The sequence below is a fragment of the Methylocystis sp. genome (assembly GCF_021731785.1).
Classification (GTDB): Bacteria; Pseudomonadota; Alphaproteobacteria; order Rhizobiales; family Beijerinckiaceae; genus Methylocystis.
Window position 1 is genome coordinate 1 of sequence record NZ_JAKFWS010000037.1, and the last position, 24,239, is coordinate 24,239.

Here is a 24,239-nt window from a genome sequence, read left to right on the forward strand (position 1 = left end):
GATCATTGAATTGGTCGCGATCAGCTCTTCGCGCTTCAAGCCGTTGATCTGGAATCCCGGCGCCTTGTCAAAATCGAGATTTGCCAGTTGCTCGGCGATGGCGTTCAGCCGCTTCACGGCGCCGACGTAATTGTTATCGTAGTGCGAGACGAGAATTTTTTCGGACATGCCTTTGATGGTCTTAGGGTCGAAGGGCATCGGCTTGGTGACGTGAGCCGCGCTCTTCTTCGGAGCCGCCGCTGTGTCTTCCGCGCGCGCGCTCTTCGCTGCAAGGAGCGCCCCTGCCGTTGCGGCGGTGCCGATGAAGTTTCTGCGATCAAGATCATGTGTCATGTTCAGCCTCCTGGTTCTCGCTAATCTGTATGCGCCGTTCCGCATTCGCGCATCTCTCCGAGTGTTTCATCTGAGGGGGCTTGCGTCGCCTCCTCAACTGTCGCGGCCCATGACGCCGATGCGGAAGCTGGCGACGCGCCGAGGAGGTAAAGCATAACGCCGGCCGCAGAACAGAGCGCGAGCGTTCGCAATATGCCCATGTCGAAACGGAAGATAGCGAGCGCCGCGCCGATCGTCAGAAGGAGCGCCCAAGGATCGACGCTTCGCAGCACAGGCGCCTCGACCGACAAGCCAAAGCCGTGTAGGGCGACGACCTCGCTAAACAACGTGTGGATCGCAAACCACACCGCAAGATTGAGGATGACGCCGACAACCGCCGCCGTGATGGCCGCGAGCGCCCCAGCGAGCGCTTTGTTTCCGCGCAGTCTTTCAACGAAGGGCGCGCCGAGAAATATCCATAAGAAACACGGCGTGAACGTGACCCATGTCGCGAGCAAGCCACCAAGCGTCCCGGCCACGATCGGCGGCAAGACGCCGGACTGGCGATAGGCCGCGAGGAACCCGACGAACTGCAACACCATGATCAAGGGACCGGGCGTGGTCTCCGCCATGCCGAGGCCGTCGAGCATTTCGCGCGATTGCAGCCAGTGGAAATTGTCGACCGCCTGCTGCGCGACATAGGCGAGAACCGCATAAGCGCCGCCAAACGTGACCATGGCCATTTTGCTAAAGAAGACCGCGATCTGGCTGAAGACGTTCGCTGGCCCAAATGACATGAGCAAGGCGGCGACAGGCGCGAGCCAGAGAACGAGCCAGATCGCCGCAACCTTCAGCGTGCTCGCGATCGAAGACTTGGCATGGCCAGGAAGTTCGTTGCCGAGCAAGCTGTCGCTATCAGAAGTCTTCGCGCCGCCATGTCCGCCGCCCGCGAATTCAGAGAGCTTCGCTTTCCCCCCAAAGTAGCCGATCACGCCGGCAGCGAAGACGATGAGCGGAAAGGAGACATCAAAGAAGAAGATTGCGACGAAGGCGGCGGCGGCGATGCCCTGCATCACGCGGTTCTTCAGCGCCCGCTTTCCCACTCGGAAAACCGCCTGGACGACAATAGCGAGCACGGCGGCTTTCAGGCCAAAGAATGCTGCCGCGACGAAGCCGACCTTGCCCAACAGCGCATAGACGATGCTCAACGCCATAATCGCCGCCACGCCGGGCAGGATGAATAGCCCTCCCGCCATAACGCCGCCGCGTGTTCCGTGCATCAGCCAGCCGACATAGGTGGCGAGTTGCTGGGCCTCTGGGCCAGGCAGCAACATGCAGTAGTTGAGCGCGTGCAAAAAGCGACTTTCGGACAGCCAGCGCTTTTCCTCGACGAGGACCCTGTGCATCAGCGCGATTTGGCCGGCGGGGCCGCCGAAGCTCAGCAAAGCGATGCGCGCCCAAACGCTGAACGCCTCGCGCATGGAGACGCCATGACCTAGAGTGTTGAATGTCGCCGGCGCGTTCATGGCGCTTTTCCCGGTTTGGTTGCCGGCCAGTTGTGCGGCTCGTCCGTCGCGTCGCGGCACCACCGATAAAAGGCATCGTAGAGCGCCGTGCCCGCTTCGACCTGTTCGAGATCGTCCGGATACATGCGCGACAAGCCCAGCGAAGCCGCAAGCAGACCTGCGGCTTCGGGAGCGAGATCGAGCCGCGCCGTATCCGCGCCACGCACGATGACGGCGAGCCTTTGCAAGGCCCCCATTTCCAATCCCCATTCCTCCAGCATCGTGTCGAAAGTGCAGCGCTCGCCTCTGTGGCTCCAAAATGCGCCTTCAACGTCGAAAGGCTCGGCCGAAAAGCGCTCTGCAACACCTTGCACTTCGGCCGGAGCGACGAACAGAAACACTGCCGTCGGATCGACGAAGCGTCGGATCAGCCAGGGACAGGCGATGCGATCGACCTTTGGGCGCGAACGGGTAACCCATACGGTGCGCCCCATTGCATCGCGCGGGGGCAGATTCGCCGCCGGAACCAGCGGCCCATCCGATTGCGCCCAGCCGACATGTCCCCCGATGAGCACATCGGCCGAGTCAGCGCCGGCTTGCCGCAGCCAGGCGGCCACGCCTTCGCCGAGATTTTGGCCGTTCTGGTCGATGACGACGACCGCACGGCCGGCAAATTCGCTGGCCCATTCAGCGACAGAGGCGTGAGCGCGCCGCAGCGCGCTAGGAATGAAGCGCGGATCGCTTCCCCACTCCTCGTCGGTCCGCGCGTCGATGAGCGCAGGGCAATGAGGGACGCCGATGAGGCGAGCAAGTTTATCGGGAGAGATTGCGTTGATTGACGACATGATGCGCCCTTGGTGAAAAACCGGACGCGATTCTTGGGCATGTCGCCTCGAGGGGAGATCGCTTCCCCATGCGGCGAGGTTACATCAAACTTACCCACGAGTGTCAATAACGTCTCGCCAAGAATAGATCATCATCTACCGCCCGGGTGGTGACGACAAGAGTGGCGCATCGGCTCATTAGCCGCGTCGATCAAGAGCGGACGATATGCGCGCGTGGGATGCCTCCTTCATGAAGCCGCTGCTCATCGTTTCACAGCGATCCCTTCCGGCGCCTTGGGCACGGGGATCGTCTTGATCACTTCGTCCGTCTCCGTATCGATGATCGAGACGCTGTTGGCGCCGGTGTTGGTAATCAAGAGCCAGCGTCCGTCCCCCGCGAAGCCGACGCCATGACTACCGGCATCCGGCGCGATCGAAATTGTTTTGACGATCCGGTTCGCCGCGAGATCGATCTTCTGCACCGTGCCAGCGCCGTCATTTGCGACATAAGCGTATGATTGATTTGGGGCGACCGTGACCTGAACGGGACCGGCGTCCGTGGCTATGTCGGTAAGGCGTTTGTGGGTTTGGCCATCAATGACGGCGACATGGTTGGCATTGTGGCATGCGACATAGATGCGCTTGCCGTCCTTAGTCGCGCCCGCGCCCAAGGGACCCGCCCCGACCGGGACCGTGGCCAATGTCTTGCGCGTCGAACGCGAGAGGACGCTCACGTCGCCGCCGCCGTAATTCGACACGAACAGTTTATCGCCCGAGACGAGGGCGAAATGGGGCATCGATCCGACTTTGACGACGCCCATTGAAGCCGCCGCCTGCGCGTCGAAGATCGCCACGTGATCGTCGAATTCATTAGTGACGTAAGCCTCACGGCCGTCCGGGCTGAAATAGGTATGGCGCGGCCCTTTCCCTGTCGAAACGGTTTTGACGACGCTATTCGATTGCGTGTCGATGATCGACACGGTTCCGGTGCTGTTGTTGGTCACCCATGCCTGCTTTTGATCGGGGCGAAGCGCGACGTTGTGGTTGTGGACGCCTACGGGGATTGCTCGTCCCGCCAAGCCCGCGGCGAGGTCGATCGCCGTGACGACGCCGCCAAACCAGGAGGTGACGTAGGCCGTTCCTTTCAAGGATTCGGGAGCTTGTGCCAACGCTGGCGAGGCGCCGCAAGAGGCGAGCAGGATGAACATGGGTATCGCATTATTTAGGAAGGTCGCGCGGGTCATGGGAATTCCTCCTTCTCAGCGTGCGTGACGAAGCGGGATTTGCGATCGGAAGTTCGACAAGGCAATCGCCCGGAATGGCGATGAGGCACCGGCCGAGAAATTTCTGGCGGCGCGGCAGGCGGCAAGGATCAGGCTCTCGAAGAACCATCTCCGCCGGGCGCGTTCGCGAGGAAAGATTGAGGCATATAAGGACATGCAGCGTCCCTTGCTTTGAAAAGCTGGACGCGATTCTTGGGCATGTCGCCTCGTGGGGAGATCGCTTCCCCATCTGAAAAACTTACACCAAAAGGCCCCCCACGAGTCAACGTGCTACAAAACAAGAAGCGGCGGAAGCCTGCATTTCTCGTTTACGAACGTTCCAGGCCGGGATTTGCAACGCCACCGTCCCCAAGTAGTCGGCCATGCCCCCGCCAAAGCTCGGCACGCCACGCTGTAGCCCGACATAGCCCGCCCGACCGCGCCGGCGCACGACATAGCTCGACATTGCTATTCGCTACGCAACATACGTCGCCGATCATCGCCTTCGAGATTGCTAGAATGAAAGCATGGGCGACCATGCGTCAGACGCAAGCGCACGCCGCCGACCGCGATTCCGGCGAGCCTCTGATGCGCCAGCCTTCCGGGTGACCGAAGACGACATCGAGATCATCCGACACATCGCGCGACACCGCTTCTTGCGGTCGACGCACGTCGCGGCGCTCGTGGGGAGATCGCTCGACCGAACGAACGATCGGCTTTGCCACCTCTATCATGCAGGGTATGTCGACCGTCCCCGCGCCCAACTCGACTACTATCCGACAAAGGGCTCCGCCCCCGATGGTCTATGCCCTCGCCGATCGGGGAGCGCAGTTATTGCGCGAGCGTGGAGAAATCGGCCTGTCGGGGATCGACTGGGGCCGCAAGAATTTGGAGGCCGGCCGACCCTTCATCGAGCACCAATTGGAGATTGCTGACTTCGAAGTCGCCGCGCAACTTTCGGCCGAGCGTTCCGGCTACCACTACGCCAACGCCGAGGACATTGTTTCCAAGTCGCTGGCGGCCGCCGGCTTGTATAGGGGCAATCCGTTTGCGTTTGGAGTCACCGTTTCGCATCAAGGAGCGCGCCACGAGATCGGACTAGTCCCGGACATCGCCTTCGCCATCGAATCGAAGAAGGGCGCGCAGCGAAACTTCTTCGTCGAGATCGACCGGGGCACCATGCCGATCACCCGGGCGGACTTTTCCCAGACCAGCATCGAGCGCAAACTTCGCTCCTATCTTTCGGCCAATCACTCCCACTCTTCGAGCGAAGATTCGGCTGGAAGTTCTTTCGCGTCTTGTTCGTCACAAGCGACGACAGTCGCATCCGGTCGATGATCGAGGCGCTGCGATCCATTCAGCCTCCGGGCGCGCCCGGCTCCTCTCTCTTCCTCTTCGCCTCGCGTGACGATCTTCGCGTCGCCGATCCACTGACCGCAGCATGGCGCGGCGTCGACGGATCGCTGCGGTGGCCGTTGCCCCAATAAGAGATGAAAAGCCTATTGGGTCGGGCGCGGGATCGCGGAAGAACTTGCGTCGGATCAGAACGTTATCGCGCCAAGGTGGGGTAAACGGTTTACCCCACCCTTTACCCCTGCGCTTACCCCATCCCCGGCAATGCGCCCCTCTCGTCCTTCGCCACTTCGCCGATCCAAAAAAACTGAAAAGCCAATTGGGTCTGGCTCGGGTTTCGACCGCACATAGCGTTAGCATAGCATTAACTGTAGCGGCCGGCCGCGGTTGCCCGCATCGCTCGGCGCGCTTACGGTTCGGCCTGTCGCCTGCCAACAGGCGACGATCCTTTCAACCGCAAAACTCCAGCCCGGCCGGCGACGACCGGGCTTTTTCGTGCGCCGGCGTCATTTCCTCCGCGGGAGCGGCGGGCCATCAGCGCTTCGCGTCCGCCGTCAACGCCCTGGCGATCGTCTGCGTGACTGTCCTGGCGCCTGCGCCCGACAGCCGATTGACGAGCCCGCGCCGGACGAACTGTGCGAGCGCCCCCGACCTGCTTGCATCAAACCCAATCCCCCGCGACGCCCTCGGCGCGAAGATCGGCGATCGTCGGAGGGGCGGGCTGCCTGCATCCGGGGAAGACGCGGCGGCCCGCGGCGCTCGTCGCTGCTACGATCAGAGCCCCAAGAACCCCAGAAAGCCCTTTTTCTTTTTGAGGCGTTGAACGTCTGCGGCTTCACGACGAACCGACTCTCGGAGTTCGAGGATTTTTTCGTCGGGGATCGAGAAGTCGATTGCGGACAACGCCAGATTCCGGCGAGCGCCTGCAAGTTGTTCTTGCATGTAGTCGGCCAGGTTCTTTTGCGCCATGTCGTCCCCTGATTATCCTGCCAATCGTAACGTGTTGGGCGGCGACGATTATGACACAAACGGAGCCGCTGATCCCGTGAAATTTGAGCTGGCGCTCGGTCGCCTCAAGGGCTAATTTTCTGGTGGCGGGGATTTCTGGAGACGCGCTCGATGAAGCGCCTTGTTCTCGTTGATAGGACGAGTAACCGAGTTTGCGGCGACACGTCGGCTCCCGGAACGCATACGCGAAATTGGGCTGCGATCGTCACTCAGCTTGACGATGATACCGCCGGACTGGCCGCCACCGCGGCGCGTCTGCTGGACCAGAGCTTGGGCAAGACGGCTTGCGACTACATCTTCACCCCGTTCGCCACCGATCGAGAATCTGACGGCTACCTGATTTTTGACTGCAGCGGCTGTGAAGATGGATCGGCGTCGATCATGTCCGATCAAGTAGATCCGGATGAAGCAATCTACGCCATTATGACAAGCTGCTTTTATGTCGGCTACGTTCGACGCGACCATTGACGATCAGCCCTCAGTTCATAGCTGACTGCTCAGCGGCTATGAATCCGGGTTTAACCGAAGTTGCAACTAATTCCCGAGAAGGTCCCTACCACAACCCTCTGTCGCAATACGTTGGAGATTTCGAGAAAATCCCACGGTTAAGCAATACAACTTTTTCTTGGCGACCGCACGGCCAGGTTCAAGTCACCAAAAGTTGGCCCCTGGTCGAATTTCTCGACTTGGCGCGGGCCGCGTCAGTGAGTGAGCCGGGACAGCCTGAGGGCCATTTTTGAATATTGCTCGGCTTTCTTGCAGGCGGATCGCAAAGAGCCGGAGCTGATGTCTTCCAACGCAGCTTCTTCCAACGTTTTGAAGATCTTTTGTAGGGTGGGATGAGCGCTCCCCGAGGCTTCATCGCGAATTTGGCCGATACGGGCGCGGACGTTAGCATTTGTTAGCAGCCGCTTGCCGTTTACCCGGCTTGTCGTATCGGCGGAGCGACCATAGGCAGCGGCGTAAGCCGCTGACGCCGATTTGCCCGCCGCGACTGCTTGAGCAAAGGCTTCCTGCCGGACATTAGGAAGTGGCGCCACTTTCCGCTCCTCGGGCTTGTCCTGCGAATCCTGGCCTTTGGCAGAACATAGATCAAGCCAATTCCATGTGGTGAAAATAGCGGTTTCGAGCATCATAAACGCCCCGAACAAGTCGGCTGCTGAGAAAATCAATCTGATGGTCGTTGGCGTGCATTCGAAAGTCCTTGGCTTGTCGAGAAATTCCCGCGCGCGTTCGGCCAAGCCCTCGCGAACTACGAGCAACAATCGAAGAACAGCTTTCCAGATCACGCGCTGCGAGCGCGGCGTCGTTAGGGCAGACGTATGCGGCTTGTTAGGCATTGCCCACCAATTTTATCCGTCCGGCGGAGGCGATCAGCGCAGCCTCCGCGCGATTCACGCGGGCGAAGAATGCGGCTTTTGCGGGCCAGCGGCTGATCGCCTCCGATCTTGCCGTGTCTTTTGTGCCGTTGCGGACCGCAGGAAAGCCCACAATGCGTTTCCCTGAAGCGGGCGGTAGAGGGTAGCCGGAACGCCACACGCGGCTAGAACGCCTTCTACAAGCCCGCGCGAGCGGCCGAAGGAAAATGCGCCTACTGCGCCTTCACCTGGGCGAGGGCCGACGAGCTCGATAAAGGCGTGTCCAGTATGCCAACGATAAACGAGATCGGCGAGCAAAGGGCCGTTCACGGCAGGCCGGCCCTTCGGCCCGTCGCGCAGGATCGGCATATCGGCCACTTCGAGCAATTCGCCATCCGGCGAGAGAAGCGCGAGCGCGCCATGCACGCCAATGTCGACTCCGATGATGCTCATCGCGACCGCTCCTGTTCGAGAATATCGAGCACGGCGCCGACGATGCCGCTGGCCGAGCCATCGCTCTCGCGGGTGACGGCGGCGCGGATGGCCTCAGGCCGCACGCTATATTGCAGGGCGATCGACAAGGTGACTGCGGCGTCGCGTGCGTCAGCGGCAGCCGGGCTTGATCCCTTCGCACAGTCGATAAAGACTTCAGCGAGAGAGCCATCTTCGAAGCGACCGACGCCGGCGACATATTCAATGCCGCGAAAGCTGAAGGCGACCGCTTCATGCGCGCGGCGGTTAGGGAGACGGCGGCGGGTCATCGGCCAGCCTTCCATTTGTTGAAGTCGACAACGACCGTTTCGTCACGGGCGATGTTGCGGAGCGTCAGCGTGCCCTCGCGCCAGCCTTCGACGGGCTGTTCCCACCAGCGCCAACGGCGTTCGCGCTCGGCGGCCATGCGCTCGTAAATCTTCTCAACCGAGGCCCGACGGTCTTCGAGAGAAATCGGCGCTGGAATTTCGATTTCCGGTTCACCCCTTGCGGCGCTTGCGGCGTTTGCGGCAGTTTGGCGGTTTTCGGGGTGAACTGCCGCAACTGCCGCAAGGCCGGAACTCAATTCTGGAAGTTTGAAGCGCTGATAAGCCATCGCCCTCACGCCTCCCTGATCAGCCGGAACTTGCGGGGCCTAGCGGATGTCTCCTCAAGCCACCCATGAGATTTCAGAATGCCGATCGCCTCATCGGCCCCGGCTTTGGTCCTGAACGGCGGCGGGGCCAGCTTACCGATCTCGCGGAAGCTGATCTCATCCCGATCCCTCGACCGAAGCCAATCGAGAAGCATCTGCGCGCGCACAAGGCGAGGATCGGTGCGGGCCGCGCTTTGAAGGCGGACGGCCTCGTTCACATACCAGTCCGCCAACTTCAGAGCGGAGTGCATCGTCTCGACGCCGATCTCTGCCGCCCCGCAGTCGTCGACGATCGTCAGAACGCCAGCGATGCGCGCCGCATGCTCCGCGATCTTGGCCGCGAAGTCCTGCACTGGATGAAGATCATTGCCGGGGCCGCATTGCCTTTCGATGTGATTGTAAAAGGCGCGCCATGCGTCGGCGGCGTCGGCAGCCATCGTGAGCGCACGCGGCTCAAGCTCATTTTTGCGGCTATTGGCCAGTGGCCACGGCGCTTCAAGGATAGAGAGAATGCGAGCGCCATATGCGCGAATGGCGGCGTCGTCCTCTGGCGAGGCGTCGCGATAGAGGCGCGTGCCCGCAATGCTCTCCGGCGCGGCAACCAGCACGCGAGACAGAAGGCCCTGGTCGCGCAAGAGCGGATCGGCGAGGAATTGCGCCGCCGCATCATGCTGCACCATCAAATGCATTGCGAGTCGCCGCCCGTGGAGGATGGTCACGCCATCGAGAGAGCGAAGCCGCTTGATTGGCTTGCCGTCCCACATTTCGCTGTAACCGGCGGCGGAGCGCAGTCGGTTGTCCTGGGACATTCCGTGTCCGCCGATGAACATGCCGCCCTCGGCGCTGAAAACGCCCAGCGACGCCGGCGCCGAGATCCACGCCTTCACGAGCCCCTCGATCGTCGGCTCCGGGGCCGTGAGGAACGGATAGAGCGGCGGCTCGGGCTCGGGTCCGATTGCGGCGAGCGACTTCCGCCGCTGATCGAGGTCCAATTTCTTGTCCGCTTCGATCTTCCTTTTCTCGGCGTTCCATGCCGCACAAGCGATCTTCCACTCGCGGTGTGCGCGCTCGTGCTCCTCCTTTAACTTCTTCTCGCGTTTGCGGATTGGCCATAGGGCTTCATTGTCGGCAGTAGATTTCCTGTCGCCGGAAGCGGCCACCGTCACGAAGAACAGCGACAACGGCCGCGTCTGCCCGTAGGGCAGCATTACGTCCGCATGCGCCTGCGCGGCGAGCGCCGCGGCGGCCAATACGGATTGTGCTGCGATTGCCTCGGGAACTTGAACCTTGCGCGAGATCGCAGCGGCGGCGCGGGATAGAGCGGGGCCAAGCGCCTCGATCGGAAAGCGCTCGGCCTTGGGTAATGCAGGGAACAGCGGTATTGGCGCGTCGGTCGCCTCCGGCCCCGGCGCGTCGGTCGCCTCCGGCTCCGGCGCTGCTACGCGTATTGGCGCGGCGCCGTTGCCATTGCGCGCCGGCGTGCGCCCGATTGCCGAGATTTCCTGGTTTACCGTAGCAAACCATTCGTCGCGCTTCGCGCGCGGCCAGGACGCGAAGTCGGCTGGCGGGATGTGATGAGCGCGCGTCATTCGGCTCCGTCCCGATGGAGTGGCGGAACGGACTCACGCCAGGACTTGATTGTGGCTGTCAGCGTGCGGCGAGAGGTCCACAAGCACGCTTCGATGGCGGGCACATCTGCGGCCGCAGCCGCCGCGAGCAATGCGGCGGACTCGGCGCACATGATTGATGCAAACTCGACAATCGCGTCGCAGGCGATCAACTGCGCTTCAGTCGGCTGCGCGGCTGCGAAGGTGGGCGGGCGAATGGGCGCGTTCATTGGGTGCTGCCCCCCTCACTGAGGAAGGCGAGCAGCGATTGAATGTCCTCGCCCCTCGCGCGCGACGCGTCATCGACCCAGCGCCATGTCAGGCGATTGACGCGCAGCCCTGGCCATCTGCGGGAGAGCGTCGCGCGGCTCGGCAGCAACGCTTGCAGGTCTTGCTTCGGCGAGACAATCTCGGAAGCGATCGCCTTGCCAGACTGATCACTATTCCGAGCCCCGCCGGTCGCCGCCGGCGGGCTCTTTGCTGTGTGGGCCACGATTCACGCCTCCGCCGCGTCGGAGGTCGATTTCTGTGGCGCGCCGATCTTCGCCACCGCCCAGGCGTCGAGGTCTTCGGGTGCATAAATTGCGGCGTTCGCGGCTTTCCGAAAGAGCGGACCGCCGCCTAGGCAGGCGAGTTTCGCGAGCGTCCTCTCGGAGCCGAAGCCATATTTGGACTTGAGATATTCGCCGGCGGCTTTCCGCCGAAGAAATTGGGGAGTCTGCATCGTGTCATTCCTCACTCGGCGCGGTAGCGCGCGGAACGACAAGAAATTTACGCATATTTTCTAGTGGCGGGCGGGACATTAGGTGCGCCCAGCCGAGCGGATAAAGTCCTAATTTGAAGCGTGCGTGAGCGCCTCAGCGTTTACGGTCGGAGCGACCGATCTATTTTCGGAGCTCCGGGTCAGTTAACCAGTCTGGCCATTCCCAATTTCGCTCCTCCTTGTTTTTGGCGCTAGAGCGCGCCGCCGAAACGGCTTTGGCCAAGCCGTCCAAACTGTGCGAGTAGCGTCGTAGTCCCGTTGGAAATGCGCATTGAACGGCGGCGACAAAAGCCACAAATCTTGATGGTGGACCATGGTGGGACTTTCCTCGGCCCTTCGATGCAGATGGCTTCCACTCCCTCTTTTCGGCGTATTCCCAAAGATGAATGATCAATGTCTTCCAGCTGTCTCCTTCAATATAGCCCCATCCAGAGGCCGCCCTCTCTTTGAGATCTTTGTCGGTCTCAATCGCAGTATTGACGAACGTTTCCAAGGTCTCAATGAGGTCCTCGCGAGTATGCTTTCCATCCGTGGTTATTCGCATTTGGTAGAACGCAGCGGCTTGCGCTTGGAAGGCGGCCTCGCGTTGGGTGGCGTTCCCCGGTGGATTCACGAGAAGCGAGCGGAGTCGCCCGGCGGCGTCGATAATACTATCCAAGCACTTTCGAACATCAGTAACGAATGGTGCGTTTTGTTCCGTTTCAGCAGCTTCGAAATATTCAAGGCTGAGACGGCGAATTTCTGCGCGATCCTTATCACCAAGGAGACACCCAAGCGCTTCCTCCATTTGGCGCCACTGGCTTTCGGTCGGCGCAAATTCGTGGCCGAGCGTGGTTACTGACGCCCAATATCTTGGAAGCCGTCGTTTTCTGCGGGCGTTTCCCTTTGCCGGCTTTGTCATTAGGCGAATCCACGGGGATCGTAAGAAAGCGGGGGAAAGAGAATTTCGCGTTCGACACTTGTCAACCGGATAGCCACTTAGGCGTGGCGTTAGGTGGAGGTTGTGCCCAGCTTCCTGACCGGCACCACGTCGCCACCCTTGTTTCCCTCCATCGCTGCGCTGATCGTCGTGCCGATGGTATCGACCGCGCGGCGCAGCGGGTCAGCGTCGAGGTGCGCATATCTGTGGGTTGTCGCCGCCTGCGAATGGCCTAACAGCTTCCCGATGATCGGCAGGCCAAGCGACGCTCCCGCCCCGAAACTCGCGAACGAATGACGGAGATCATGCAGCCGGACGCCTTCAAGGCCGGCGGTTCTCTTCACGGCCGCCCAGGGCTTCTTGAGGTCTGCCCGCGGCGCGCCTTCCTTGGCGCCCGCGATGATGTGCGAGTTGCCTTCGATGCGCGGCAGCGACGCCAAAACAGCCTGCGCCGCCGCCGAGAGGTAAATTGGCTTTTTCCCGGTTTTTGAGTCGCTTAGGAAGATAACCCCGCGCTCCAAGTCGACCTGCGACCATTGCGCATGAAGGATTTCCCGCAGGCGCGCACCGGTAAGAATTAAGAGCCGGATCGCGGCGACTGCGAACGGATCGAGAATACGGCGGCGGTTCGATTCCTTCGGAGCGTGCTTGGCATTGGGCTTTATCTCGTCAACATGCCACGGAAGCCCCCGCGTCTCAGCGAGCGTGAGAACTGTCCCGAGGCGTGCCAGTTCCTCGGACGTGAGAAAGCGCTCTTTGCCCTGCTCTCGATATTTCTTAAGGCCTTTCGCCGGATTGTGGCCCTCAGGAACGTGTCCGCGTTCAGCCGCCCAAGCGAACAGCTTCGCCCAAACTGCGACGGCGCGATTGGCGGCGTAGGGGCGATCCGCCATTTGCGCATGCAGGGTAGCGATCTTGGCCCGCGTTAGCGCGCCTGCTTTCACACTTCCATGGGCTCCTCGAAGGACGTCGGTCGCGACCCGATGACTGACAGCCGTTCCCGGCTTCAACATCGTCCCGATGTGTTGGGCGTCGAAGACATCAATCAACTCGGAAATGGTGAGCGCCTCACGCTGCTCAGCTCGTTCCGCTGCTGGGTCGGCTCCGAGCCGGACGCGAGCGAGCAGGCCGGCGGCCGCTCGCCGCGCCTGATCGGGCGTTAGCGCTGTCGTTTTGCCGAGCGTCACTCGCCGCTTAGAGACGCTGCGCCCTCCTCCATTCGGTCGATATTCGACGACCCATGACTTGACGCCGGAGGGCATGACGCGGACGCCGAAGCCGGCAAGATCGGCGTCGAAGGCGATAAAGGCGCGATCGCGAGGCGCGAGCCCGTCAACGGATTTCTTGGAGAGCTTAAGGACTGGCATTGGCCATGTCGCCACCGTGTCGCCACCGCGATGGCATTCAGGGTAAGCACGAGAAATCAAAATGCAACACAAATCGCTGAAATACCGATAACTATAGACAGGAAAGAACCCGCCAGAAATTGGCAGAAATGCTCGACCTTGACATTCGTAATGATGGGGTCGGGGGTTCGAATCCCTCTTGCGCACCAAAGAAATCAATCACTTATGCAAACAATCCCAGCGATCAGGCGCCGCCGCTCCTGAGAGCGGTGTCGGCACCATCGCTGAAACCACCGCCACTCGCAGGAAAAAGTCCGACCATCTCTGATGGGGCTCTGCGCTCCGCGAAACTGAGAAGGCCGAGCACTCATTTGCGTCGCATCTTCCTGAACCTAACGCGCGGGAGGCAACGGCTGTGGATTAAGCGCATCGACCACGGCCTGCAATAATTCGTGGGCGCGAGGCGGCAGCGGCTGTGGATTAAGGGCTACCGCGTCAATAACCGACCGCAGGATTGTTTGAATGCGCTGGTCGCTGATGCGTCCCGTCAATTCATGAATTTCTTTTAAAACAGCAATATCAGAGCAATCGTTTGGGCTTGTCATCTGCGAACCCTCCCCCGGCTTGATATAATTGCCAAGTTCCGCCGTCCGAAAGCTGTCGTCAAGGTCGACTACGATCAACGTTCGATAATTGCCGCTTGGCGCCGCCCTTACGAAGCCTCACGCCCGGCCCGCCGCCGTTCTCTTCGATGAACTCGACACCGGCCGCTTCGAGCGCGGCTATATCGTGTGGATGTCGCTTACATCAATCTCGCGCTCGGCGCGCCAGAAGTCATAAGCGGCCTGCATGCTGATCCAAACGTTGGGGCCGTCGCCGAACTGCCTGCCGAGACGAACGGCGACGGCCGGCGTGACAGGCTGCTTCTGCTTCAGAATGTCATAGAGTGTCTGCTGTAAAACGCCGAGCAGACGTGCGACCTCCGCCTTGCTCTTGCCGGTGGCGGGGATCGTGATTTTCGCGAGCATCTCGCCGGGATGCGCCATCGTGACGGACGGATGGCGGAGCGTATCAGTCAACACAGCGGCCCAATGCCTGACTAAGAGCAGGCCAAAAAGCGCAGCTCCAGTCAATTCGTCCCAAACAGGCAACGTGCCGTCACGTCGCGGTCAGTCATCAGCAAGCGTAAAGCGATGAAGGAGCCCCCCGATGACGGCGCCAAGCAGCGGCGCAACCCAGAACAGCCAAAGCTGCTCGAGCGCCCATCCGCCAACGAAGAGCGCCTGGCTCGTCGAGCGCGCAGGGTTCACGGAAGCGTTGGTGATGGGGATGTCGACCAGATGGATCAGCGTTAGCGCCAGTCCGATGGCGATCGCCGCGAAGCCGACCGGCGCGCGGCCTTCAGTTGTTCCAAGAATAACAAGCAGGAAAAAGGCTGTCAGCACGATTTCGGCCAGAAGGCCGGACTGCCATGTGTAGCCATTCGGCGAATGTTCGTCATAGCCGTTAGCGGCGAAGCCGTTGGCAAGCGAAAAATCGATATTGCCCTGAGCGATCTTGAGCAGCACGAATGCCGCAAATGTCGCACCAAGAAGCTGCACCACCCAAAAAGGCACGACCTCCTTCCACGGGAAGCGGCCAGCCGTTGCGACGCCGAGCGTCACTGCCGGATTGAAATGGCCGCCCGATACGGGGCCGAAGGCGTAAGCACCCGTCAGCACGGTGAGCCCGAAGGCCAGCGACACGCCGAGGAACCCAATGCCGAGTTGCGGAAAACCGGCGGAAATCACGGCGCTGCCACAGCCGCCGAAGACGAGCCAAAAAGTCCCAAGAAATTCCGCAAGAAGTCTGCGTGTAAGAGAATATCGCATTTCAGGATCTCCATTTGCGAGTGGCCAAAACAAGTCGGAAGCTTTCCGTCTGGGCCTAAGAAATGCACAAACCACGCCCCTAGAACTGCCGACGCTAACAAAGCTCCAATTGCCGCCAGGCCTTCTTGATCATGACGCTCTCCGCGTAGATCGCGCTGATTCGAGAAGCGGCTATCATATGACCTTCCTCAACCGCACGCCCGGCCCGCCTAATTGGCGTCCCTGGGTCCGTAGTGGAAGCGCTCGATTTCTGAAGCCGAATAAACTCTGCCAGCCGAAGTAATCTTTGCGATCTCCTGTTGCTCTCACAACGCGAAGGATAGAGGTTCGCATCATGGCTAAGAGCAAAAGATATCACAAACGAGACCCGCGAGCGTTCGGGCGCTCTTATTGAAGCGCTTCGCGAGGCCGGCGTTGATCCTGACCTGACAATGCGGGTTTTCGACTGCATCAAAACCGAACGCGCCGCGGCCATCGCGAAGGCGGTGCGCCTTTTCTACAATCCCGACGAAGGCGACCCGATCACTCCCGGCCAGTTCGACGACGAACTCGCCAACATGACGCGCCGCATGTGGGGACTCGTCTGTACGATCGGCGACGTTATGAGCGATCGCGAGGGCGCTGGCGTTATGCAAATTGCGAACGATGTTGCCCGCGAAATGGAACGGCTCGCCGAGGCGTTCGAGGCCGAGCGCTGGCTCGCGAAGGAGCCGGCATGAACGCGCCCGTCAACGCCACGCTCCCGCAGTTATGGCTCCGCGTTCAACGGCTGAGGCTCGCGCGTTGGCTTTTCGCTTGAGCCGAGCATTGCGTGATCTTGGCGAGGTTCTGACCCCGCGGCTCCAACCGCCCCGGCGGCCAGCGTCGGACCGGCTAGGCCGCCCGAAGCCAGGGCACCGATGCCAGCGCCGCTTTCGGGGTCACGGTGGGGCGTTTCGCTTCTCTTGTCTTCCCGTTATATGAGATCAATCGAATTTCGGCCGAACGATCTTGCTTTCGGGCATTTGGGCGCGTTGGCATCTGACTTCCTATCCAGAACTTCGATTTTCGCGCTGTCGCAATCCCGCAGCAGGCCGATGCTTGTTCTTGAAAGGACATCGCATGCCAACTGGAACCGTAAAATGGTTTAACGCCCAGAAAGGCTTCGGCTTTATTCAGCCGGAATCAGGCGGTCCGGACGTATTCGTCCATATCAGCGCAGTCGAACGTGCGGGGATGCGTGACCTCAAGGAAGGTCAGAAGCTAAATTACGAAATCTTGGTCGATCAACGCAGTGGCAAATCCTCAGCAGACAACTTGCAACCTGCGGACTGATGAACGGCGTCATTGGGCATGGGGCGACGAGACTGGTTGACCTCAATCTGCCGCCCCCGCCACGCCCGAGCAAAGGCGTCGGGCGCACTGACGGTGGGTTCGGCTCAGCGTCAGCTCCAGCCGGGTAACTTCGCCTTGGTGGCCAAAGACGCGCTGGGACGATGACTCGGGCGCGTCTGACCAACTTGCAAGCAAATTGATCCGCATAAAAGCCCGCAGCCCTCATCGAAGCCGCGGGCAAGGGACGGAGTGCGCCCACCTATCGCAATGGCTCTCCGAAGGCAGGCATTTGTCAGAATAGCCGCTGCTGGCGCGATGAAAAGTATCGTCCTCCGATCAGCCGGCGTGAAGCTGAAAAAAGAGCCGCGACCGTGGAGTCGAGGGAATGATGACAGAAGAAGGTCGCCATGAGAGCGACGCCGACCAATTAGCTCTGAAACGCGCCGAGGCAAGCGTGGCAGGCGCAGGCGACGCTTAGCGCCCGAACGTCATTTGAACCGTTGCTTCCCATTACCGCCTGCCTATGATCTGGGATCGTGACGACTGCGCCCTTGTAAACAACCGGGAGAATGACCGATGGCCGCCCACAGCGAGAGCGAGATTACCGCCATTTCCGGCGCCGCGATCGGCGCAGCAGTCGGCGCCGTGATCGGCTCATTCTTCGGCTTGATCGGAACTGCAGTGGGCGCATTCCTTGGAGCTATGATTGGCGCGGCAGCTCGTCTCGCGAAACACGTTTGATCGAGCGCGCTCGCTTTGCGCGTCGGCGTCTTCGCTTATCTTTGGCCGCCCAAGCGTCGATTAGGAAGCCTCAGCGCTGAAGCTGAAGCAACAGCATCATAGCGCCGGACGCGACCACGGCATTAGCGATCGGGGCGCGGATCATGCGCTTCAAGCTCGACTTCGATTCCGTCGCCGACACCCTCGATGACTTCGACAAATGATTTTGGCCTTCCAGTCTGCGCCAAGTTTTTTCCCTGCCATCAACGAGCGGACGGAGCTTGCCCCGTCTCTGCGGCGCTCGATCGGCCGCCGCGTCTCACTGAGACCATGTCGTGGCGGAGCCGCGTCGCTCGGAGGCGGTCACCCGCGCCAAGAGATCAAGCCTGACGACTTCTCCTGCCTTCACGCGACAGGTTTTTCAGCAACCTGCTAAAGCTAACGGGCGTCGTCTCGGGCCGACGCAGCGGCGAAACTTTCAAGCAGGGCGAAAGAGTCGATGCAGACATATCTGAAAGATTGCCGCTGGGACCGTTTTATCCTGCTGCGCGGCGATCTCATCAGCCAGAATGTAGATATGTACGGCGAATGGGCGGAGGCCGAGGTCGACCTGTTTCGCGCTCTGCTGCCGGCAAACGGAATCTGCGTCGAGGTCGGCTCGAACATGGGGCTGCACGCCATACCGCTTTCGATCATCTGCGAACACGGCCGAATTTATGCCTACGAGCCGCAGCGGCCGATCTTTCACATTCTGTGCGGCAATATTGCTCTCAACAACCGGCTGAACATCGTCGCCCGAAACCTCGCTGTCGGCGAACAATGCGGGGAGATTGAGATTGAAACGAGCGACTACGAACGCCCGTGGAACTATGGCGCGTTTTCGCTCTTGTCGGGGTTCAGCACAGAGGCGAGATTCAACGGCTCGGTTTGGAACGACAAGGTCGCCATGGTTGCGTTGGACAAAGATCCCGAACTCGCTTCGCTCAGTCGCGTCGATTTCATCAAGGTCGACGCCGAAGGACATGAGCCGCAAGTTTTGCGCGGCGCTTGCAATCTCATCGCGCGACACAAGCCCAATATCTTCCTAGAATTCAGTTCGGCCAAACAGCTTGAAGAAATCCATGAAGTATTGCAGCCGCAAGGCTGTCGCGGCTACTGGTTCTTCGCCAGCAGATTCCGCCCCCAGAACTTTGGCGCCTCGGCATTTCAGGTCGGCGGCTACGACACCAATATCATCTTCTTGCCGGAAGGCCGCGAATTGCCGGTGGGAAGCCTCAAACCAGTGATCGGGCCCAATGACGTCAACATTCCGGTTCTGACTTCGTTTCCCTAGAGTGGGTGCAATCACATGTAACACCTTTCCGACGGGGACCTGAGTCTGCTTTTCAGGGCCCGGAGGCAGGCTTGCTTATCTTTACCGGGCGCCGTGTCGACCTGTTCGGCCGGCTCTTGCACAGAGCGCGGGCAGCCGTTCTTGGACGATTCGCCTTGTTGATTCTCAGTGGCCTGCCATGCAATCGGCATAGTCGCGCTTGCATTCAGCTGCGAGGCCGTCAACTCGTCTAGCGCGGAAAAAACGTTGGCTCGAAAGCCGCAGTGAACTATTGATGAGGTCCATTTCGCAAACAGAGGTAGGAGGTTCGAATGATGCGCCTTAAGAAGATTGGGTTGGTATTCGGCCTAATGCTCGGCCCTGCTGTCATGGCTCAGGCGGCGAAAGCCCAAGATCCGATTTCAGCTCTTGGCGCGGGCGTGAATCGGGTCGGCGCCGAAGCGGGCAACGCAATAACCGGCGTATTGGACAAGGTGACGGGGAATCACACGGCGGCGCCTGTCAGCCCCTCACCGGCGATCTCGGCTGGTGAAGTCCATCATCATCATTATCGCCATCACCACCACCATCATCACCATCATTCGTGATTTTGGGCTGCGGGGTTCTCAGCCCTGTCGGTTCGAAAAGACGCCCTGCCAATCGAGCCTCAACGATTGCTGGCGGGAGAAATCTCGTGCCCCTGCATTATTGGCATCCTGCTGGGCTGCGCCGTCGCGGCGATGGTGGGCGACGCGGGGTCGCGGAGAAGGCGCGTCCCAACCGGTTCCGCCACTCAACCTATCGCGGAACGCGGCCCGACAACTGGTAGAAAAGATGTGACGTCACCAGCACATCGGGATCGGACAGATGCCGCTCAACGGCGGCGACGTCGCTCTCAAGCTCGGCCCGTCCGATAAAGCCCTGCTCGATCATCTTCTCGCGAACATTGTTGACGAAGTCGAGCAGGATCAGGCGACCCGGATTGCGCGCCGAGGAGACATAGGCGACCGCCTCGACATGGATGTCCGTGACGCCGGCCGCGCGGAAAAGCGAATGCGTGCGTCGACCGATGCAAAGGTCGATCCCTTGCGCGTCCGAATAGGCTTTATAGGCGTCGAGAAGACGGATCCATTCGGCGCTGGGCGGGTCGCAATTTAACGAAAGCAGGTCAGCCTCGAAGCTCGCGACCCAGCCGCCGGGGCGGACGAGCGACGCCATTTCGCGCACGATACGCTGAGGGTCCGGCACGTTGACAAGAACGAGTCGCATATGGGCGCCATCGAAGGACGCGCGGGGCTGTCCGGTGTCGAACGCGTCCCCCTCGATGACCTCGACCTGTGATAGAGCGCGCTCGGCGACATAGCGGCGCGCCAGGCTGGCGAAACGGGCGTCGCGCTCAAGGCCGATCACCGATCCGCCGGGACCGACGCGCTCGGCCAAGAGACTCAACACATAACCGGGGCCACACCCCAGATCGATGACTCGTTCGCCGGGCTTGATTCCGAGCCTGTCCAATTGAGCTTGTGTCACGGGCGCGAGAACGGCGCTCTGGCTGTCGAGCCGCGCCTGTTCGGCTTCACTGCAGCCGAGGAGGTAACAGCCGCTGTCAGTCACGCATTCCCCATCCTACGCTCATGCGAACCGTGGGCTCGCAACATCGCGAACTATGCGCTGGGGCGGCTCCCGAAATCAATGATCCCGCGTCAGCGATCCATGTCCTGAAGCGCCATCAGCGACTCGGGCAATACCTGCCCGCCGTCGATCACCAGCGTTTGGCCGGTGATGTAGCCGGCTTCGTCGCTGGCGAAAAACAGCGTGGCATAGGCGATGTCCTCGACGCTCCCGAGCCGGCGTTGGGGAATCGAGGCGGTCATTTTTGCTGCATAGTCCTCGCCGAGCGCGTCGAGTCCTTCTGTGCGCACATTGCCGGGCAGAACGGCGTTGATGGTGATCCCGAGCGGCGTCAGTTCCAGCGCCGCGGTGCGCATGAACCCAAGTTGTCCCGCCTTGCTCGCCGCATAATGCGTCCAGCCGGGATAGCGGGTGATCGGGCCGGTGATCGATGAGGTCAGCACGATCCGCCCGCGGCCGCTGCGCGCCAGCGCAGGCGTGCAGGCCCGCACGCACAGAAAGGCGCCGGCGAGGTTGGTGGACAGCACCTCGTTCCATTGCTCCAGAGTCATCTCCAGCAGACGGGCGGCGGGAAAGACGCCGGCGTTGGCGCAGAGAATGTCGATGCCGCCGTGCCGCTCGACCGCAGCACCGGCCATGCGCGCGACATCGCCGGGATCACCGACGTCCGCGGCGAAACCGTTGGCCTGTCCGCCATCGGCCCGGATCACGGCCGCCGTCGCGTCGGCCTGCGCGAGGTCGCGGCCGACCACCAGCACCTGCGCGCCCTTGGCCGCGAAGACGCGGGCAACGCCGCGACCGATGCCCCGGCTGCCGCCAGTGACGATAACCGACCGACCGGCGATTGAGGTGAGCATTTTACCATCTCTCCGCTCGTTCCGACGACGGACGCTGCGTCGAGCGGCCGCAAGCGGAACATAGCAGGCCGCCGACCGAATCTGCAGCGGCGCGGAAAGGTGAAGGTGAATGCTTCAACGCTCTTGCTTTTTCCAATGGTGACCGAGTCCGCCTCGGCGCATCAGACAATTCTGCAAAGAGAGATTTGTGAACTTCGTCCAAGTCGACTCGGCGAGCTGCAATTCCACAACGACGACAAGCGGCGGCCGGGCTTGTTATCGCCGCAAGTTTGGACGGCTTGTGAATTCAGCGCTTGATCAGCAAACTCTTCGCGGAAAATTTATCACGTTTCCGCCTCGCCGCGAGGCGGCGATCACCGCCCCCTTTATGTCGCTCGCAGCCTCGCGCACCGAGCGCCGCAAGAACGAGCCGGCGGGACCGTCGTAGTTCATGCTCAGCAAGTCATGCGCGCATTGCTCCGCGCGAACGAGCGACGCCTCCGCCAATTGGGGAACAGGATCGTCCTCCGATAAATTGGCCAATGCGTTCAATTCGCTTTCGAGCTCCCGGCGCGCGAATTCCGGCAGCGCGGCAAGCACTTCTCGCTCGAAATAGGTTCGAAACTTATTCGCGGCCTCTTCAAACAACGCCACCGTTCGGTTGTCAGTCGAAAGCTTCGCGCTACTGGGTTTCATCTCAGCCCACTCCTGCTCACCTACAGCTCAGCTTTGACCCGCAAAAACATACGAGAATTTTGCTCGTCCATCGCGTACGTCAATTACAGAATTGCGGCAAACAAAAGGAGCAAGCAAAAAATTGAGCAGCTCCGTCAACGCTGTCAATCGCGATGACCTGTTCGCTAGGCCTTTCACTTTCGACAGGCTGAAGGAGAGTCGATCCAGAAGGACATTTGCTCTGGAGCGCTGTGTCGATCCCGTGCGATGCGAGTCCGAGGGGCGGCGAATTGCTTTAAGAGTGGCGGCTTAGCGCGCCGAAATTTTCTTTTCGCTTCGCGCCGGCACGCCACGACCGGCCGAGGCGAAATGCGAGACAATCGAAATAATATCATCCTGATCCGACGATGAATCGTCATCGCCACGATCTGCGGCGTCAAGCTCGCGCAGCCGAACGAGCGCCAAGTCCCGGCGAACGATAAAGACGAAGAAGACAAAGGCGCAAATCGACAGACTTCCGACGACGACGTCAAGCACGGCGAAGGAGAAAATGCGTTGCGAGGCGAGCGCATCTCCTATCAACGCCGCGAAGAGCGACCAGCCCATCACGAGCAGCCGAACGCCCTTAGGTTCAAATCCGCCACGCGGCTGTTCTTCGCCATGGATCACGACGAGCAAATATTTGTACGAGCTGAGCAGCAAATAGAGGGAAAGAACGAGCAGCGCCGAGGGAACCGTGAAATAGGGCGAGAAGCCGAACGCCATGATCATCAGCGTTTGAGCGACGAGGTCAGCCGAATTGTCGATGAAGTATCCATAGAGCGGACGCACGGAGCCGCGACGCGCCAAAACGGCGCGCACCAGACCTTCGCTCAGCCAGTTTAACGCGAGCCCCAACGCGACAAGCGCCAGGAACCAATTTGACCAGCGGCTGGCGATGAACGCGGCGGCGACGAGGACGGCGCCAGACAGCCCAGCGAACGTAAGATGATCAGGCGAGATAGCGTCGGGAATTCGCCGCGCGATGGCGGCTGTCAGACCTCCGTCTTCGGACGACGGGCTTTCGCTTTCTCTGAGGTTGCGCACGAGAACCTCTTCCAATCGGAAGCGACGACGAAATTTTGCGATTGAGATCACCCGCGCCGCCGCGTGAGGTTAACCGCGCCATGTATTCCAAATAATCGTAGACATTTTAGCTATTTAGCAAGGCGGGTCAATCGGTTCGTGATTTCTTCCCAGCTTGATTGGCGGGCGAATTTTCAGACGTCGCCACGGCGACAATGCTGCCTTTCGGCCGCCGCGCGCTCATCTAGCCGCGGCCGACAGTCCCACCGTTTCAATCGTGTGGCGTGCAATCATCGCTTCCTCGTCGGTCGGCGTCACGAAAACCGGAATACGCGATCGGGGCGCCGAAATGACCGCGTCATTGCGCGCATTCGCTGTTCCGTCGAGCGCCAATCCCAACCAGCCGAGCCCTTCGACTACGCCGGCCCGGATGCGCGGGGAGCGCTCTCCGATTCCGGCGGTAAAAACCAGCGCGTCGAGCCCGCCGATGACCGCCGTGAGCGCGGCGATCTCGATCTTGATGCGATGAATGAAGTAGGCGATGGCGGCTTGGGCGCGCGGCTCCTGGGAAGCTTCGAGCGCTCGCATGTCATGCGAGACGCCGGAAAGGCCAAGAAGGCCCGAGCGCTCATACAGCAGCCTCGACAGCTTCTTTGGCGTCATCCCGTCGCTTTGGAGCAAATAGAGCAGCAGTCCCGGATCGATCTGTCCGCTACGCGTGCCCATCGGCAGGCCCTCGAGCGCCGAGAAGCCCATGGTGGTGGCGATCGAGCGCCCGCCTTTCAATGCGCAAAGCGACGCGCCATTGCCGAGATGCGCGACGATAACGCCGCCCTCGGCATGAATCGGATCGATCGCGCGCAGACGCCGCGCGATATATTCATACGACAAACCATGGAAGCCAAAACGGCGCAAACCCCGCTCGTAATAGGAATAGGGAAGCGCATAGGCGTCGTCGACGAAGGCATGGCCGCGGTGGAAGGCCGTGTCGAAACACGCGACCTGCGGCACATTCGGAAACGCCTCGCAGGCGCCTTCGATTCCGGCGAGATTGTGCGGCTGGTGCAACGGCGCAAGCGGGATGAATTCTCGCAATGCCGTGAGCGTTTCCGCGTCGACGATGACGGGGGCGGCGAAACGTAACCCGCCGTGCACGACGCGATGCCCGATCGCGCTAATCGCCGCCTCCGGGTAAGCGTCTTCGATCCATGCAAAGATCGCCGCAATCGCCTGTTTGTGGGTGAGCTTTCCGGCGAGCGGCGCGTCGCGCGTCTCGCCCCCCGCGATCGCGACGCGAAAGCGAGGCTTCGCGCCTAGCCCTTCGACCGTGCCGGCGACGATCAGCTGCGGCCAGTCCGCATCCGCCGCGAACAAGGCGAACTTCACCGAAGACGACCCGGCGTTGAGCGTGACGACGCGATCAGCCATGAC

General features: G+C 60.9%; 31 protein-coding genes. 7 read left to right on the top strand and 24 right to left on the bottom strand.

Annotation, left to right across the window (positions count from 1 at the left end):
• The 5 genes from QZ964_RS07425 to QZ964_RS07445 all read right to left on the bottom strand — a co-directional run.
• Positions 1–333: twin-arginine translocation signal domain-containing protein (locus QZ964_RS07425; protein WP_292530555.1), on the bottom strand; the 333-nt coding region annotated here is incomplete at its 3' end.
• A gap of 20 nt (positions 334–353) precedes the next feature.
• Positions 354–1,838: a chromate efflux transporter gene (chrA, locus tag QZ964_RS07430; protein WP_292530557.1), complete on the bottom strand. Its 1,485-nt coding sequence runs from the start codon at positions 1,836–1,838 to the stop codon at positions 354–356.
• A complete protein-coding gene (locus QZ964_RS07435) occupies positions 1,835–2,662 on the bottom strand; it encodes a sulfurtransferase/chromate resistance protein (RefSeq protein WP_292530558.1) in 828 nt (275 codons plus the stop codon). Before QZ964_RS07435 ends, chrA begins: the two co-directional genes overlap by 4 nt.
• A gap of 242 nt (positions 2,663–2,904) precedes the next feature.
• Positions 2,905–3,885 (bottom strand): YncE family protein, encoded by a 981-nt coding sequence (locus QZ964_RS07440; RefSeq protein ID WP_292530561.1) that lies wholly within the window; start codon positions 3,883–3,885, stop codon positions 2,905–2,907.
• 560 nt (positions 3,886–4,445) lie between these two features.
• Complete coding sequence (locus tag QZ964_RS07445) at positions 4,446–4,637, bottom strand: hypothetical protein (protein WP_292530564.1); 192 nt, start codon at positions 4,635–4,637, stop codon at positions 4,446–4,448.
• A 7-nt stretch (positions 4,638–4,644) separates the two neighbouring features.
• On the opposite strand from QZ964_RS07445, the gene QZ964_RS07450 reads away from it, so the two are divergent.
• Positions 4,645–5,241 (top strand): replication-relaxation family protein, encoded by a 597-nt coding sequence (locus QZ964_RS07450; protein WP_292530567.1) that lies wholly within the window; start codon positions 4,645–4,647, stop codon positions 5,239–5,241.
• A 789-nt stretch (positions 5,242–6,030) separates the two neighbouring features.
• Here the strand turns inward: QZ964_RS07450 and QZ964_RS07455 are convergent.
• Positions 6,031–6,225, bottom strand: a complete 195-nt coding sequence (locus tag QZ964_RS07455; RefSeq protein WP_292530570.1) for a hypothetical protein — start codon at positions 6,223–6,225, stop codon at positions 6,031–6,033.
• 150 nt (positions 6,226–6,375) lie between these two features.
• Here QZ964_RS07455 and QZ964_RS07460 point away from each other — a divergent pair, with 150 nt between their 5' ends.
• Positions 6,376–6,732, top strand: coding sequence for a hypothetical protein (locus QZ964_RS07460; RefSeq protein WP_292530573.1), 357 nt, complete (start codon positions 6,376–6,378; stop codon positions 6,730–6,732).
• A 233-nt stretch (positions 6,733–6,965) separates the two neighbouring features.
• On the opposite strand, the gene QZ964_RS07465 is transcribed toward QZ964_RS07460, so the two are convergent.
• The 13 genes from QZ964_RS07465 to aqpZ all read right to left on the bottom strand — a co-directional run bounded on the left by QZ964_RS07465 (position 6,966) and on the right by aqpZ (position 15,254).
• Positions 6,966–7,604, bottom strand: a complete 639-nt coding sequence (locus QZ964_RS07465; RefSeq protein WP_292530576.1) for a hypothetical protein — start codon at positions 7,602–7,604, stop codon at positions 6,966–6,968.
• A gap of 54 nt (positions 7,605–7,658) precedes the next feature.
• Complete coding sequence (locus QZ964_RS07470; RefSeq protein WP_292530578.1) at positions 7,659–8,075, bottom strand: hypothetical protein; 417 nt, start codon at positions 8,073–8,075, stop codon at positions 7,659–7,661.
• Complete coding sequence (locus QZ964_RS07475) at positions 8,072–8,383, bottom strand: hypothetical protein (RefSeq protein ID WP_292530581.1); 312 nt, start codon at positions 8,381–8,383, stop codon at positions 8,072–8,074. Before QZ964_RS07475 ends, QZ964_RS07470 begins: the two co-directional genes overlap by 4 nt.
• Positions 8,380–8,709, bottom strand: a complete 330-nt coding sequence (locus QZ964_RS07480) for a hypothetical protein (RefSeq protein WP_292530583.1) — start codon at positions 8,707–8,709, stop codon at positions 8,380–8,382. Before QZ964_RS07480 ends, QZ964_RS07475 begins: the two co-directional genes overlap by 4 nt.
• A gap of 5 nt (positions 8,710–8,714) precedes the next feature.
• A complete protein-coding gene (locus tag QZ964_RS07485; RefSeq protein WP_292530586.1) occupies positions 8,715–10,337 on the bottom strand; it encodes a YfjI family protein in 1,623 nt (540 codons plus the stop codon).
• Complete coding sequence (locus QZ964_RS07490) at positions 10,334–10,585, bottom strand: hypothetical protein (protein WP_292530588.1); 252 nt, start codon at positions 10,583–10,585, stop codon at positions 10,334–10,336. The genes QZ964_RS07485 and QZ964_RS07490 overlap by 4 nt, the downstream gene beginning before the upstream one ends.
• The gene (locus QZ964_RS07495; protein ID WP_292530591.1) at positions 10,582–10,848 is read right to left on the bottom strand and encodes a hypothetical protein; all 267 of its coding nucleotides are present in this window, start codon (positions 10,846–10,848) and stop codon (positions 10,582–10,584) included. The genes QZ964_RS07490 and QZ964_RS07495 overlap by 4 nt, the downstream gene beginning before the upstream one ends.
• A gap of 3 nt (positions 10,849–10,851) precedes the next feature.
• Complete coding sequence (locus tag QZ964_RS07500) at positions 10,852–11,079, bottom strand: hypothetical protein (RefSeq protein WP_292530593.1); 228 nt, start codon at positions 11,077–11,079, stop codon at positions 10,852–10,854.
• A 160-nt stretch (positions 11,080–11,239) separates the two neighbouring features.
• Positions 11,240–12,019: a hypothetical protein gene (locus QZ964_RS07505; protein WP_292530595.1), complete on the bottom strand. Its 780-nt coding sequence runs from the start codon at positions 12,017–12,019 to the stop codon at positions 11,240–11,242.
• 89 nt (positions 12,020–12,108) lie between these two features.
• Positions 12,109–13,404: a site-specific integrase gene (locus QZ964_RS07510; RefSeq protein WP_292530599.1), complete on the bottom strand. Its 1,296-nt coding sequence runs from the start codon at positions 13,402–13,404 to the stop codon at positions 12,109–12,111.
• Between the two features lie 371 nt (positions 13,405–13,775).
• A complete protein-coding gene (locus QZ964_RS07515; RefSeq protein ID WP_292530601.1) occupies positions 13,776–14,066 on the bottom strand; it encodes a hypothetical protein in 291 nt (96 codons plus the stop codon).
• Positions 14,067–14,165: 99 nt separating this feature from the next.
• On the bottom strand, positions 14,166–14,465 hold the full coding sequence (locus tag QZ964_RS07520; RefSeq protein WP_292530604.1) for a HigA family addiction module antitoxin: 300 nt from the start codon (positions 14,463–14,465) through the stop codon (positions 14,166–14,168).
• Positions 14,466–14,552: 87 nt separating this feature from the next.
• Positions 14,553–15,254, bottom strand: coding sequence for an aquaporin Z (aqpZ, locus tag QZ964_RS07525; RefSeq protein ID WP_292530607.1), 702 nt, complete (start codon positions 15,252–15,254; stop codon positions 14,553–14,555).
• Positions 15,255–15,685: 431 nt separating this feature from the next.
• Between aqpZ and QZ964_RS07530 the strand changes: the two genes are divergently transcribed.
• From QZ964_RS07530 to QZ964_RS07550, 5 genes are all read left to right on the top strand, one after another.
• On the top strand, positions 15,686–15,973 hold the full coding sequence (locus QZ964_RS07530; protein ID WP_292530610.1) for a hypothetical protein: 288 nt from the start codon (positions 15,686–15,688) through the stop codon (positions 15,971–15,973).
• A 382-nt stretch (positions 15,974–16,355) separates the two neighbouring features.
• Complete coding sequence (locus tag QZ964_RS07535) at positions 16,356–16,568, top strand: cold-shock protein (protein ID WP_292530612.1); 213 nt, start codon at positions 16,356–16,358, stop codon at positions 16,566–16,568.
• A gap of 576 nt (positions 16,569–17,144) precedes the next feature.
• Entirely contained in the window at positions 17,145–17,309 is a 165-nt protein-coding gene (locus QZ964_RS07540; RefSeq protein WP_292530613.1) for a hypothetical protein, read from the top strand.
• Positions 17,310–17,787: 478 nt separating this feature from the next.
• Positions 17,788–18,621: an FkbM family methyltransferase gene (locus QZ964_RS07545; RefSeq protein ID WP_292530615.1), complete on the top strand. Its 834-nt coding sequence runs from the start codon at positions 17,788–17,790 to the stop codon at positions 18,619–18,621.
• 311 nt (positions 18,622–18,932) lie between these two features.
• Positions 18,933–19,208, top strand: coding sequence for a hypothetical protein (locus QZ964_RS07550; protein WP_292530617.1), 276 nt, complete (start codon positions 18,933–18,935; stop codon positions 19,206–19,208).
• Between the two features lie 190 nt (positions 19,209–19,398).
• On the opposite strand, the gene QZ964_RS07555 is transcribed toward QZ964_RS07550, so the two are convergent.
• The 5 genes from QZ964_RS07555 to QZ964_RS07575 form a co-directional block, all read right to left on the bottom strand.
• The gene (locus QZ964_RS07555; protein WP_292530619.1) at positions 19,399–20,214 is read right to left on the bottom strand and encodes a methyltransferase domain-containing protein; all 816 of its coding nucleotides are present in this window, start codon (positions 20,212–20,214) and stop codon (positions 19,399–19,401) included.
• An 89-nt stretch (positions 20,215–20,303) separates the two neighbouring features.
• Entirely contained in the window at positions 20,304–21,089 is a 786-nt protein-coding gene (fabG, locus tag QZ964_RS07560; RefSeq protein WP_292530622.1) for a 3-oxoacyl-ACP reductase FabG, read from the bottom strand.
• A 297-nt stretch (positions 21,090–21,386) separates the two neighbouring features.
• The gene (locus QZ964_RS07565; protein ID WP_292530625.1) at positions 21,387–21,764 is read right to left on the bottom strand and encodes a hypothetical protein; all 378 of its coding nucleotides are present in this window, start codon (positions 21,762–21,764) and stop codon (positions 21,387–21,389) included.
• 288 nt (positions 21,765–22,052) lie between these two features.
• Positions 22,053–22,829: a hypothetical protein gene (locus tag QZ964_RS07570; protein WP_292530628.1), complete on the bottom strand. Its 777-nt coding sequence runs from the start codon at positions 22,827–22,829 to the stop codon at positions 22,053–22,055.
• Between the two features lie 219 nt (positions 22,830–23,048).
• Positions 23,049–24,236, bottom strand: coding sequence for an acetate/propionate family kinase (locus QZ964_RS07575; RefSeq protein WP_292530631.1), 1,188 nt, complete (start codon positions 24,234–24,236; stop codon positions 23,049–23,051).
• Positions 24,237–24,239: the final 3 nt, after the last annotated feature.